We start from the raw sequence: 12,273 nt of genomic DNA on the forward strand, positions 1-12,273 counted from the left end.
GTAAATGAAGCTGTATTTCAGCCGATCGGCAATCCCCCCGGCTTCTTAATGTCCCGTGGCCAGCCAGGCCAGCACGCGCTGATTGACCTGTTCCTCCGAATAATCCGGGAACAAATTGGCCGCGGTCACAAGATCGTACAAGCGCTCGAGCGGCTCGCGCGGGTCGGCTTTTTTCGCCTTCGCGTCGTTTTTGAGCAGGTTCCAAGTATCCAGCACGAATGACCGCGGATGGATATCTTGTCCGGCAAAAAACGAATCCAGCCGCTCCACTTCGGTCAACACGCTCTCGCCGAAACGCGCGGCAATATCGCCTCTTAACAAAGCGATTTCCATTTCGTACATCGGGCGCTGGGTTTTCGCGTCTTTGCCCACCCACGGCGTTTCCAGAATAAACGGACGCCCTTGCAGCGCTTCGTGATGCACCACACGATTGATCGCTTCAAAGCCGATCCAGCCGGTGCCGATCGGAGTATGACGGTCTTTGCGGGAACCGATCGGGTTCTTGCTGTCGTTGACATGGACGATCGCCAGCCGGTTCAAGCCGATCGTGTCGTCAAACTGACGCAGCACACCGTCCAGATCATTGACGATATCATAGCCGGCATCATGAATGTGGCAGGTGTCGAGGCAAATCGTCAGCCGCTCGTTATGCTGCACTTTATCGATAATCGCGGCGATCTCCTCGAAGCTGCGTCCGACCTCGGTGCCTTTTCCCGCCATCGTCTCCAGCGCGATGCTGACTTCCGTTTCGTTCGTGCCGTTCAGCACCTCATTCAGACCTTCCGCGATCCGCGCCACGCCGTATTCCGCATCCTTGTCCGTAAAAGCGCCGGGATGCAGCACGATATTGCGCACCCCGAGCGCGTGGGTCCGCCGGATCTCCTCCTGAAGAAAATCCACCGCAAGCTGGTACGTGTTCGATTTGTAGGATCCCAGGTTGATAATGTAAGGGGCATGGACGACGATTTCCTCGATATCCGCCGCGGCCATCGCCGCTTTCCCCGCTTCGATATTCATCGATTCGATCGGCTTGCGCCGCGTGTTCTGCGGTGCGCCGGTATATATCATAAACGAACTGGAGCCGTACGAAGCGGCCTCCTCAGTTGCAGTCAACAGCCCTTTGTCCGAGAACGAGACATGGGAGCCGATTTTAAGCATATGGATTTCCCCCTTTTGGACAGTAAATCGCTAAACAACCCTATTTTATCTTGAAAATTAAAATAAAGCTAGCCGAGAGGAAGCGTTCGGGAATTCCGGAGAATATATAGGTCGACGAAATTTTGCGTGTGCCGGTCGTCTTTTTCTCTTTATACGGCTCTCGAAAAATATTTGGAAATAAAGTATAATTCATCTTAAATGGAATTTTGAATGCATAAATTTGAGGTGATCTGCCCGTGCGGAATATGGAACTGCTGCTCCCGTTAGTGTCGGAGGGGCCCAGCCGTCTGTTTATGAATACGATCGTCTTCTGGGGATTCGTTCTGCTTGGTTTAATGGTCATCGGCGGATTTTTTATGTTCCGGAAATTTTTGAAGGTGCTGCCCAAGGCGGATGGGAAATCCAAGCTCGACTGGCAAAATCATTGGGTCGAACAGAGCCGCCATCTCTGGACCGACGACGCCAAAGCCTTTCTGGGTATGCTGGTGCAGCCCGTGCCGGGGCCATTCCGCGATATCGCCAGGCATTCGATCGCCGCGGAAATCGGCCGGATCGCGCTGGAGGAGAACGCTTCCGAGGTAACCCGGGATCATTGCATCAAAGGGTATATTTCGGCCACGCCGAAACGAGACAACAAGTTTCTGATTCAATTCCTGGAGAAGAATCAGATCGATTATCAGCCTTACAAGCACTTGATGAATAAATAGCTGAAGAAAGCGCAGGGCCGGAAGATACAGAATTCCGGCTCTGCGCTTTTCAATTTATACTCTTCAGATTTTGGACTTCGTCAACAAATAGAGGAAATAGGGCGCGCCGATTATCGCGACGACGATCCCTGTCGGAATCACGGCCGGCTGCAGTACCCATCTTCCCAGCGTATCGCCGGCGATGACAAGTAGGCCGCCGGCAAGCGCCGAAGCCGGAATCAGATACCCGTGCTTCGGTCCCACCAGGCGTCTGGCCAGATGCGGCGCGATCAGGCCGACAAACGAGATGCCTCCCCCCACGGCGACGGAGGCTCCGGTCAAGCCGACGGCGGCGGCCAGCAATCCGAGCCGTGAACGCTCGATGCGGGTGCCGAGACCGGTTGCCGTCTGATCGCCGAGGCTAAGCACATCCAGAGCCCGCGACCGCAGGAAAACATACGGCATCAGAATAACAATCCATGGCAGCAGGGCCAGCACATATTTCCACGACGTATCCCCGATGTTCCCCACCAGCCACATTTGCAGCTGCTGAAAATTCTCGGGACGCAAGCCGAGCTGGAGAATGATCATGGCCGCATTAATGCCCGCGGCCAGCGCGATTCCGACCAGCACCATCCGGACCGGCTGCAGCCCGTAATGCTTCTTATATGAGAGAACGTAAATCAGGGCTGCCGCCAGCGTAGAGCCCAGGAAAGCCAGCACCGGCATCAGGAATACCGGGGCCGCCGCGGCCGTCGGATAAAACGAGATGAACAAAGTGACGGCAAGCCCCGCCCCGGCATTGATGCCGAGTACGCCGGGATCGGCTAGCGGATTGCGCGAGATGCCTTGGAAAATGCAGCCCGCAACCGCCATGCCCATCCCGATCAGCACCGAAATGACGATCCGGGGTAATCTGAATTGGTATAAAATCAATTCCTGCTTGTCCGTACCCATTCCGAGCAATGTTCGGAACACATCGGCCGGAGACAAGCGGATAACCCCCATATTCATGCTGATAATGAAAGCTCCTACAATCAGAATTGCAAATAGCAGAATAATAGAGTATGCCTTAGCCGCCTTTTTCCGCAAATGTGCGTCGTAATTCGGTCCGCTCATTCGGCTCCCCCTTTCTGCTTCAGCGCCAGATAGAGGAAGAACGGTACTCCGATTACCGCGATCAAGGCGCCGATCGGCACCTCTTGGGGAGGGTTCACGGTCCGCGCGAGAATGTCGGCGAACACCATGAGCAAGCTGCCCAGCACCGCCGAGGAAGGAACCACCCAGCGGTAATCCACGCCGACCAGAAATCTGGCGACATGCGGAATCAACAGTCCCACGAAGCCGACCGCTCCGACGAGCGATACCGCGCTGCCGGCAAGTATCAGGACAAATACCATGCTGACCGCTTTGATCAGGCCGGTTCTTTGACCAAGTCCCGTAGCCACCTCATCCCCGAGACTCAGCAGCGTGATAGATTTGGACAGCGCCAGCGCCCCGATAAGTCCGACGACCACCCAGGGGGCGACGAAATGAATATCGTTCCAGGTCGATCCGATAATAGCCCCTGCATACCAGAAGGCGAGATCCCGACCTACGTTGAAATAAATGGCGATCCCCTCGCTGATGGCCGTCAGCAGCATGCTTACCGCCGCACCGGCAAGGGTAAGTCTGACCGGGGTCATCCCGCCTTTGGACATAAACCCGATACCGAAGACGAGAAGAGCCCCGACCGCCGCACCGACAAAGGCTAACAAAATGGTCAGCATAATCGGAGTCCCCGGAAAAAGGGCAAAACAAACCGCCAGCGCCAGACCGGCCCCGGCGTTCAAACCAAGCAAACCGGAATCGGCCATCGGATTGCGCGTCATCCCCTGCATAATCGCGCCGGCGACCGCCAGCGCGGCGCCGATCAGGACAGCGGCCAGCGCCCGCGGAAGCCGGATGTCCAAGATGATGTGGTGCGCGGTGAATTTCCCGTCAAAATGAAACAGAGCGTCCCACACCGTCGACAGTTTGATATCCGCGGCGCCTACGGAAATAGACAAACCTATGGCGAACAGCAGCAATAGAGTGCCGCCGAACAGAATCAACGTGGCCGCTACCGGACGGGAGCGATAGCGGGATTTGGAAGCCGAAGTTGAAGCAGTCATGAACTAATCCATCCTTTGGTGTGCTCGACGATAACTGGAATCAATCTTACAAATATGTATAGCCGTTTCAATCCACATCGTCAATAAATGAGAATGATTCTCGTTTATTATACTCCCATTTGTACGGATTAGCTACGGGGAATCCCAAGCAGCTCTATTCGTTCTTTCGCAGTGTATAGGTGCTGTCGGCAATCATAAAAGAATCTCCCGGGTTCAGCGGATGATCCTTATAGGGCGGAATGAGTTCTCCCCGCAATCTCGTCCCGTTCCTGGAACCAAGATCCTTCAGATCGCAGCCCTCGGCCTGAACCATTAGCTCCGCATGGGCCCGGGACACGCCCACCGAGCTGTCGACATAGCTTGCGATTTCCTCCGAACGACCGATCACAAAGCTTCCCGGCTTTAGCGGAATAGCCTCAGGATGAGACTGCCCGGGAGCGGATCGCTCGAGACTGAAAATAATAACGGCGGCAGCAGGTACCGCCCCCTGATCCGGCGCCGTCTGCTTGCCAAGGAATACCGTTGGTGGCGAAGGAGTATGGACGGGAGGCCCGATGTCGCGATCGGGCCAAAGCGGCGGCGCGGGGTCAGACCCGGCTAAAGGGACAGGGGGGGCGATTTCATCGCCCGGGCCATAACGGATTGGATGCAACCCGAAATGTTCCCCGATCAAAGATTTGTCGGTTGAGCTTTCGCCAGCCGGAAGCCTCCCTTTTCCGATAGGGACTTCGGCATTTAGAGTCTCGAGGATCGGATCGTCGGCGTAATAATTCCAACGCCATTCCTTCTCCGGAATATCCTTCTCCTCCCTCTCCCCGGATGCCGAAGAATCCCCGAAGAATCGGGCAATGAGCGAACTCCCTCGGGGAAGTAACGAATTGCTTCGTAAGCATATGGCTGCAACCGCTGTGATGACGGTCAGTGCAAGACAAATAAATAAGTTTAAATCGGCTGGATGATCCAAGTAAACAAACTTCCAAATTATCCCAGTTATTAAGAGAGCACCAAGCACAATATAGGTACGCTTGCCGGACGATGGATCCTTCCGCTCTTCCGGCTCCGGATCTGCGACTTCCGGCGATAAGGCTTCCTCCTTATAACTCGATTGTACTGCGGCAGCGAACGGTTCGAGCTGCGGTTGTCGAGTCCCTAACATCGGCACATACTCTTTAATCGTTACAGGGGATGCCCGATAAGAATAAGAGGGTAATTTGCCGGCCTCCTTCAATTCTCCAGGATCGGCTTTGCCGGTTCCGGTCGAACAGTCCTCGGCCAGAAGGCGGAGCAGCATCTTTTTCATTTCGGCCACGGAAAACAATTCGTCCGAGCAAAAGCGCAGGAGCCGCTGAATGCCGTCTCCCTCCAGCATCGCCACACTCGACATCATTCGGGTGATCAAGGCAAACAAACTTTGAGAAAGCGAACCTTCGATAAGCTTCCCTTTAATCGGTACGTATGTAAAATACAAAATCCCCGACGCCAAGGGCTCCTCCACAAAAATACGCTCCTCATCCAGCGCAAAATTATGCGGCGAAAGCATATACTGATGGCAATCGTCCAATGCGGTAACGATTTGCAGCAAGAGGCTGAAAAACTCCGTCATCCCGATTTTGTCGAGTTTCAGGCATTGGGATAACATCCGTTTGCCCGTTATCTCGTAGTGCAGGCTCACCTTGAAATCTACGTCTCTCACATCAAGCCGCAATAAATACGGGACTGTCACCGAGGACAGCATCAGGCGCTGCACCCCGTTCAATTGATCGGAACGGAGGCTCTCTCTGGCCGTAAGCACCATCGTTGTCCCGCCGTCCCTGATAAAATCGGCGACTAATTCCGGCATGTAAGCTGCCCCCTCGCTAGGATAAATAGTACACGGCCAGGATCGCTCCCGGTAAAACCGCAAGCATGAACGGAATTTGCAGCTGCTTCTTGGCGCCTACCCTGATCGGACTCCAGCTTTTTAAAATATAGGAACCCAGCACATTTCGAAGCGCTCCGCGCAGGCGCGAGAAGATCTCCCGCCGCAAGATCAAAACCAGGATACCGATCAAGCCTGCGGCGAAAATCGAATACATCATGATGTACAGAGTCATTACCGCTCCGGTCCACGCTCCGATGGCAGCGAACAACTTCACGTCCCCTCCGCCTACCGCGCCGAGGAAGTAAAGCAACAGCATCACCCCGAATCCCGCCGCGATTCCTTTCAATGCAAAAAGTCCTCCCATCCACCCGCCGTACAGCAAGTTCCAGACAAGTCCTGCCACGAGACCGGATAGCGTAATGACATTCGGGATTTTCATCGTCCGGATATCCGTCATAAACGCAGCCGCCAGCATGACGAAGCATCCTAGATACCCCAGGGATTCCCATGACATACGAATACATCCTTTCTGTTAAAATGGAAACCGGCTTCTGCGCAAAACGGCTGATTACGATCCGCCCGGGCTTTCAACCGTAAATTGCTCGGTGGTCTTTAGGCCCGTTTCCGTCTCAATCACAAATGTCCATGTCCCGGGCGTCGTTCTTCCGCCGACCAGCCATTTCCATTCAATTATTCCGTTCTCATCCGCCGTAGCTTCACCCAAATACTTTGCCTGACTAACCCCGCTTTTGTAATAGACCGTGAGCGTTGCCTTGGTACCCGGACTAACCTTGGCCTTGATCGTAGCCCGATGTCCGGCATATGCAGGATCAGGCTTCGCCAGAACCACAGCGGGCTCCCCTTCTGCGCCCTCCCCGTTTCCCGTACCTCCGGTATCCTCGTTCAGTTCCCCGGTATCGCCGATCCACAATCTTTCCTCGGCTCTGGCTTGAAGCACGATAGCGTTGCCCGTAAAAGGAACCTTAATCGGCAGCTCGTAACTTATCTCCAGGCCGAAATAAGGGTTTTTGCCTGTTTTTATATCCGGTACGGTAACGCGGCTTACATGAAGCCGTTCATCCTTCAGCCAGGTCCCTTGCATGAAGGGCTTTAACAACGGCTTTACCACCGGATCGAGCAGGCTTTCCGAAACGCTGTTCTTGATATCCGCAAGCGGCTCATCGCCCCGTTCCGCGGCGGACTGAACCCACTCGGATAAAGGAGAGGGCAGTGCCGAAGCATACTTCCCCGCCCAGGCTTGCATGGAAAGCTCGGGCATACTCCAGACAAATGGAGAATTGTCCTTACCGTCCGAACCGTTCGTGCTCTCTTTCCCGCTCACCTGACCGCCATCCTCCTGTGCGTTTTCAACCTGCCCGGAAACGGCCAGCGCCACGGGATAAATATGAGCGGATACCTGTCTGACCGCTCCCGCAGCCACATTTTGCATTTGCAAGGAAATCAGGGTCATTTGGACCATATAAATGAACAGAAAGATCACCATAACAAATGCGGGCATGACCAGCGACGCTTCAAGCACAATGCTCCCCCGCAAGCTCCGCGGGTTATTAATACGAGAAATCCGCTTGTTTAACCGCATAGTAACTGCTTCCTTCCACTTTGCCGTTCAGGGCTCCCGCCGCGCCCATCGCTTGGGCAACCCCCGGGAGAAACCACAGCGGGATGGCGGCGGTAACCGTCCCCGTTAAGTATGTAGCGCGCTGTTCGGTTTGAATCCCGGTATTCATCCGGATCACGGCCAGCATCCGCGACAGCCTGTTATCGCTGCCGCCGTGCAGGAGCAGGAACATCCGTAAATGATCGCGGTAGGTAAGCTTTACTTTGAGATAATCGCTTAGCACAATGCTTCCTTGTTTCGTCAGATCGAGCATATCTTTAAGGGCATGCTCAACTCCGTAGAGCAAGGCCGAAGCAAGGATAAGCAGCGGATTCCCTTTTGTCCCGTTCTTGATGAACCCCTCCATCGTGCGAATCGCCAGCCGCATGGAAAAAATCTCTCCGTATGCGGCGGCAATGTTCCCAGCGGGATTATGAAACCCGTACAGAATATACTCCACCTCCTGATTGTGGACGGCAAAGGAATCGCCCAAGGCGTCGAGCCGCTCCGCGCCGCTTCCTTCCATAAGCCCGTTCAGTGTGCTGATATCCAGGAAGTTAAAATAACTCACAATATATTCGGTTTGAAAAGCGTTGTCCGTCATCCCTTTCATCAAGCCGGAAAGTCCGCCGTAGAACGAGTCCATGCCCGCCATCGCTCCGCTCCCGGCATCGTAAGGATCATCATCGACGGAAGCGCCCGTCATTTCTCCTGCCGCCGAGCCTTGATTCATTTTCCGATTTTCCTGAAAGAAAGCTTCCAACCGGTCAAACTGGGCTTGCTGGTCTTTCCATTTATCCTTCAATCCGGAGATTTGACCAATCAAGCCTTTGGCTTCCTTCAGTTTGCTCCGGGCTTCCTGCTCGGTCTTCTTTCGCTCCGCATCGGACGAGCGGTGAGCTTCGAGCGTCTTTTTGTTCTGTTCCAGAACATTTCCGCTTCCCGGGTCGGCATACGCATCCAGAAACTTATCCGCCGCCCGATTCATTTGACGAACCGCCGAATTCAAGGACCCCTCCGTTGTGGAGGCCGACATAACGTCCCCCTCCAGGGATAGAAAGGAATTTACCGCTGCGGCGAAATCGTCAAACGCTGTCGCTTGGGCTTCGATGTCGCCTTCCATATCGGCAAACAACGACTCGGATAGAAGCAAACTGTCGCTCAGCCGGCGGATTTCGGCGATCGCATCGTCTCCGGTCACCGTTTCCCCGCCTCCCGTGCTATCTATGGACGACACCCCGTTATATCCCTCCTGGGCCGAGCGCGACTCCGCCTCCTTGATCACTTGCCTCATTTGCTCGTTAATCCCCCTCGCCTCGTTAAGCAGATTTTTCGCTTCCGGAAGCCGCTCGTCGTGGCTGGTTGTCGCCTTAGCGTTTTTGTCCTCCAGATTATCGAACACGCGCGAGGCCGAATTTCGATAAATCCTTATCTCCAGCGTATATATCCGTTCAAGCGGGTCCCGGTCCGCGTCCTCCTCGACCATATCGGCATATTCGGCATACTCCTCCGCAATATCGTCCGCTGTGGATATGCCGTAACCCCCCGATCCCCCGGAACGGGGAATCAGCGGCGAGATTCCGGCGGCCGACTCCGCCGCCAGCCGCTGCTCCTCCAGCACTTGATCAAGCTTTGCTTCCCGCTGGTCGTAGAGCTTCTGCAGCTTGCCAAGCAAATCCACCGTATTGGAAGCCTCCTTCATCACCTGGGAGATCGGCTTGAACTTGTTGATGACCTCAATTGTTAGATCGATCGGGGCCCGGTACTTCATCTGCTCCCTAATCTGCCGCTCGAATACGGCGTATGTCCCGAGCGGACGCTGAAGCTCCGCCGTGGAAGAATCAAGCCGGATTCCCAGTACCGGCAAATCGTCGCTCCGCTGCATGAGATCCAATTGATCTTGCAGCACCTTGGACATGATGTAGCCCGCATCCGTCTCGCCGAAGGCGAACAAGCCGTACTGCTCGAGAAGCTGCGGATCGTATGCCGACATGACCGAGCGGGATGCGGTATGCGCCAGCAGCTCGGTCTTCGCCTGCAGCGCGGACATGCGGGCGAAATCTATAAATATCGCAACAAAGGCAAAAACGGCGGCGAAAATGACAATCAGAAAAACCGAAACCGCCCCCTGCTCGGAACGCCGCCTGCGTCGCACCGCGTTCCCTCCTTTCCGTGAAGACGTCTAATACATATACATAAAGTAGGCATCTACTTGCCGAACATCCTTAACGCATTGCCGGCTTCCAGCCGATCGACCCGATCTCCGCCGGCACCTTGGAATTTTGCGCCGTAATACCGGGCCAGTTCCACAGTCCGAACCCATTCCACCGGGTCCACGATATATGCGCTCGCCTGCGCCTCCTGCGTTAGATCGCCGATCGCACGCTCCAAGGGAATGAGCGGAACTAACCGGTTCAAGGATACCGTTACTTTGCGCAGCAGCACTTTATTGTCGTATTCCATCGTCCCGTTCATGCCTTCCGGGATGGACGTTCCGGTACGGTACAGTTTGCGGAAGGCCAGTGTCCCCTCCTGTCCCTCCTCCGCCGGAAGCGAAAGCCGGGCCGACGAGGTTTGCTGCCCCAAACCGAATATCGTATTGAGCATCCCATCGTCGGTGAGGCGCCAGTACAAGGAGTCATATTCGTCCTGCGGGTAGGCTCCCGACACCGGATCACGGCTGCTGTTGTCCCACGCGTAGGCGCTTCGCTCCGCCGCCACAATCGCCACTTGACCAAGCAAGGAACGCTGATACAAAAACATGCAGAAGAACAGCAGAATCAATATCGAGGTAAGAATAACGGGGAGCACCAAAGACGCCTCCAGCGTAAAGCTCCCTTCCCGGTTTCGCAGCAGCCGCTTCATTGTCCGTCCATAAAATCTTCCGTCTTCGATTTCGCCTTGCCCAAGAGGCTGGTAATGATCTCCTTAAGCTGGCTGCGAAAAATGACGGCGAGAATGACGATAACGGCGATAATCAGAATCATCTCCAGCATGCCCAGCCCGTCTTCATCACGCCAAAATTCTTCTAATTTTCCGGTTACTTGTCCCAACATTATGTTCACTCCTTCATAAATTCGGGTAAAATCCAAGCTATAAATCCATGATCATGACCGCCGGAGCGCCCACCAGGATGACCACCACTAGAAAAAGCAGCACCATCGGAAACACCAGCTTGGACGAAGCCTGTTCGCCCAGCGTTTTGCTGACGGCCTTCCGCCGCTCCCATAATGAACGGGACAGATCGCGCAGCGCCAGGACAAAATCGTTCCCGCCGCGGCGGAGATTGAGCAACACCGCGGTAGTGAACGCCGACACCTCCTGGATGCCGCACCGCTTGCTGAAGCCTTCCATCGCCTGTTGAAAAGAATAGCCTCCTTCCCACTCCCTTCTCATTTGCAGAAGCTCGCGGTACAGCGGATGGCGGGTTCCCTCCCCTTTACGCTCAAGACAGTGCTTGATCGCCTGCTGCACCGTCGAGCCCGCGCCGACAAGCAGGATGATCTGGTTGAGCAGCTCGGGCAGCTCAAGCAGTACCTCGCGCTCCCGCTTGACGACCTTCCGGTGCAGGTCATTGATCAGCGCAGCCGGAAGCAGCACCGCCATTACGGCGCCGATCACGATCAAACTCGCATCTCCGTTCATAAGCGAGAGCAGGCTGCCCGCAACAAGCAGAAGCCAGCCGTAAGTGAGCATTTCGGCCATAAACAACAGCGTGTATTCGCCCGCGCGCCGGTCGCCGCCGATCTTTTGGACTGAGCGCTGGATTTTGTAGAAAAAAAACGGAAGCCTGCGCGACACCTTCAGTCTCTCCAGCAAGTAAAGCATTGGCGGGGCCAGCCTCGCCAGCCGGATTCCTTCCATCGCCATCCGAGAATATCCGTCGTATTTCCCGGACGACCGCAAGAAAAGCAGACCCCAACCGCCAAGCAGGACCCCAACCAGCAATCCTGCCACGATAAAAACCATCCCGACCGCCTCCTAAATACGGATATCGCTGATTTTTAAAATAAGCCAGGAAGAGCCCGCATACAGCAGCAGGGCAAATGCCGAAATAATCAGACCGACTCCGCTGTGCAAAGGACTCATATAATCCGGCGAAGACAGATCCATAAACATAAGGAACAAGAGCGGCGCGACCAGCATTGCCTTTGCCTCAAACCGTTTCTGCGCCAGCATGACCCCGATCTCCTGGCTGATTTCCAGCTTCTCGCTGATGACCGCGGATGTCCGTCTCACGATCTCCACCAAATCGCCGCCGGAACGTTTGCAGGTCGTGAACACATCGGCGAAATTGCTGATATCCTCCATATCCGCGCGGCGACTGAAATCCTGAAGCGCTTCTTCGATCGGCTGGCCGTACTCCATCCGCGTGCAGATGATGCCGAGCTCGGCGATCAAATCATTGCTCCCGTCCGGGTACAGCAGCCGCAGATCGCTGATCGCCTCGCGGAACCCGTTCTCGACCGAGCGTCCGGCGGCCAGGGAGGAGGAGAGCGAATACAAAGCCTGTTTGAAGTGCAGGCTAAGGCTCTCCCTTCTACGGCGAAGCAAATAACGGCTCCAATATTTCGGAAGGGCGAAAGTGCCGCACATCAAGACCAGGGAAATCAGCGGAGAATGAAAAAATACATAGCCGATCATATAAAGAGCCATTCCTCCGACAACGAGACAGGCCAACCTCTGTCGCCTGCTGAGCGTATACACCCGGTAATCCGTCAGCCCGGCTGACCCCGGCCCTGCAATGACGCTTGTCTTTGATCCCCCCTTAATCGCTTCCCGTCTCCGCAGCGCCAA

At 55.1% G+C, this 12,273-nt stretch carries 12 protein-coding genes; 1 reads left to right on the forward strand and 11 read right to left on the reverse strand.

The features are described 5' to 3' along the window. Nucleotides 1-45 precede the first annotated feature (45 nt). Nucleotides 46-1,158: a deoxyribonuclease IV gene (locus tag V3851_RS14605; RefSeq protein ID WP_331847289.1), complete on the reverse strand. Its 1,113-nt coding sequence runs from the start codon at nt 1,156-1,158 to the stop codon at nt 46-48. Between the two features lie 245 nt (nt 1,159-1,403). Here V3851_RS14605 and V3851_RS14610 point away from each other — a divergent pair, with 245 nt between their 5' ends. Further along, nucleotides 1,404-1,865 carry a DUF2621 domain-containing protein gene (locus V3851_RS14610; protein WP_331847362.1) on the forward strand — a complete coding sequence of 154 codons (462 nt, stop codon included), beginning with the start codon at nt 1,404-1,406 and terminating at the stop codon, nt 1,863-1,865. A gap of 63 nt (nt 1,866-1,928) precedes the next feature. On the opposite strand, the gene V3851_RS14615 is transcribed toward V3851_RS14610, so the two are convergent. The 10 genes from V3851_RS14615 to V3851_RS14660 all read right to left on the reverse strand — a co-directional run bounded on the left by V3851_RS14615 (nt 1,929) and on the right by V3851_RS14660 (nt 12,273). Next, nucleotides 1,929-2,963: a FecCD family ABC transporter permease gene (locus V3851_RS14615; RefSeq protein WP_331847290.1), complete on the reverse strand. Its 1,035-nt coding sequence runs from the start codon at nt 2,961-2,963 to the stop codon at nt 1,929-1,931. Continuing rightward, nucleotides 2,960-3,997 (reverse strand): FecCD family ABC transporter permease, encoded by a 1,038-nt coding sequence (locus V3851_RS14620; protein ID WP_331847291.1) that lies wholly within the window; start codon nt 3,995-3,997, stop codon nt 2,960-2,962. The genes V3851_RS14615 and V3851_RS14620 overlap by 4 nt, the downstream gene beginning before the upstream one ends. Nucleotides 3,998-4,151: 154 nt before the next feature. After that, complete coding sequence (locus V3851_RS14625; RefSeq protein ID WP_331847292.1) at nt 4,152-5,837, reverse strand: DUF6382 domain-containing protein; 1,686 nt, start codon at nt 5,835-5,837, stop codon at nt 4,152-4,154. Nucleotides 5,838-5,853: 16 nt separating this feature from the next. Next, a complete protein-coding gene (locus V3851_RS14630; RefSeq protein WP_331847293.1) occupies nt 5,854-6,372 on the reverse strand; it encodes an A24 family peptidase in 519 nt (172 codons plus the stop codon). A gap of 54 nt (nt 6,373-6,426) precedes the next feature. Further along, nucleotides 6,427-7,458 (reverse strand): TadE/TadG family type IV pilus assembly protein, encoded by a 1,032-nt coding sequence (locus V3851_RS14635; protein WP_331847294.1) that lies wholly within the window; start codon nt 7,456-7,458, stop codon nt 6,427-6,429. Continuing rightward, entirely contained in the window at nt 7,427-9,631 is a 2,205-nt protein-coding gene (locus V3851_RS14640; protein WP_331847295.1) for a hypothetical protein, read from the reverse strand. The genes V3851_RS14635 and V3851_RS14640 overlap by 32 nt, the downstream gene beginning before the upstream one ends. A 53-nt stretch (nt 9,632-9,684) precedes the next feature. After that, nucleotides 9,685-10,341 (reverse strand): TadE/TadG family type IV pilus assembly protein, encoded by a 657-nt coding sequence (locus V3851_RS14645; RefSeq protein ID WP_331847296.1) that lies wholly within the window; start codon nt 10,339-10,341, stop codon nt 9,685-9,687. Next, nucleotides 10,338-10,532 carry a Flp1 family type IVb pilin gene (locus V3851_RS14650; protein WP_331847297.1) on the reverse strand — a complete coding sequence of 65 codons (195 nt, stop codon included), beginning with the start codon at nt 10,530-10,532 and terminating at the stop codon, nt 10,338-10,340. The genes V3851_RS14645 and V3851_RS14650 overlap by 4 nt, the downstream gene beginning before the upstream one ends. A 37-nt stretch (nt 10,533-10,569) precedes the next feature. Further along, nucleotides 10,570-11,445, reverse strand: coding sequence for a type II secretion system F family protein (locus V3851_RS14655; protein ID WP_331847298.1), 876 nt, complete (start codon nt 11,443-11,445; stop codon nt 10,570-10,572). Between the two features lie 12 nt (nt 11,446-11,457). Further along, nucleotides 11,458-12,273 (reverse strand): type II secretion system F family protein, encoded by an 816-nt coding sequence (locus V3851_RS14660; protein WP_414859312.1) that lies wholly within the window; start codon nt 12,271-12,273, stop codon nt 11,458-11,460.

This window comes from Paenibacillus haidiansis (genome assembly GCF_036553665.1).
Lineage (GTDB): Bacteria > Bacillota > Bacilli > Paenibacillales > Paenibacillaceae > Fontibacillus > Fontibacillus haidiansis.

What these genes read in the sequence shown, in the direction of transcription:
- V3851_RS14610 (WP_331847362.1), top strand. Translation starts at nt 1,404, where the DNA reads ATGGAACTGCTGCTCCCGTTAGTGTCGGAGGGGCCCAGCCGTCTGTTT.
- V3851_RS14645 (WP_331847296.1), bottom strand. Translation starts at nt 10,341, where the DNA reads ATGAAGCGGCTGCTGCGAAACCGGGAAGGGAGCTTTACGCTGGAGGCG.
- V3851_RS14615 (WP_331847290.1), bottom strand. Translation starts at nt 2,963, where the DNA reads ATGAGCGGACCGAATTACGACGCACATTTGCGGAAAAAGGCGGCTAAG.
- V3851_RS14635 (WP_331847294.1), bottom strand. Translation starts at nt 7,458, where the DNA reads ATGCGGTTAAACAAGCGGATTTCTCGTATTAATAACCCGCGGAGCTTG.
- V3851_RS14605 (WP_331847289.1), bottom strand. Translation starts at nt 1,158, where the DNA reads ATGCTTAAAATCGGCTCCCATGTCTCGTTCTCGGACAAAGGGCTGTTG.
- V3851_RS14620 (WP_331847291.1), bottom strand. Translation starts at nt 3,997, where the DNA reads ATGACTGCTTCAACTTCGGCTTCCAAATCCCGCTATCGCTCCCGTCCG.
- V3851_RS14650 (WP_331847297.1), bottom strand. Translation starts at nt 10,532, where the DNA reads ATGTTGGGACAAGTAACCGGAAAATTAGAAGAATTTTGGCGTGATGAA.
- V3851_RS14630 (WP_331847293.1), bottom strand. Translation starts at nt 6,372, where the DNA reads ATGTCATGGGAATCCCTGGGGTATCTAGGATGCTTCGTCATGCTGGCG.
- V3851_RS14625 (WP_331847292.1), bottom strand. Translation starts at nt 5,837, where the DNA reads ATGCCGGAATTAGTCGCCGATTTTATCAGGGACGGCGGGACAACGATG.
- V3851_RS14655 (WP_331847298.1), bottom strand. Translation starts at nt 11,445, where the DNA reads ATGGTTTTTATCGTGGCAGGATTGCTGGTTGGGGTCCTGCTTGGCGGT.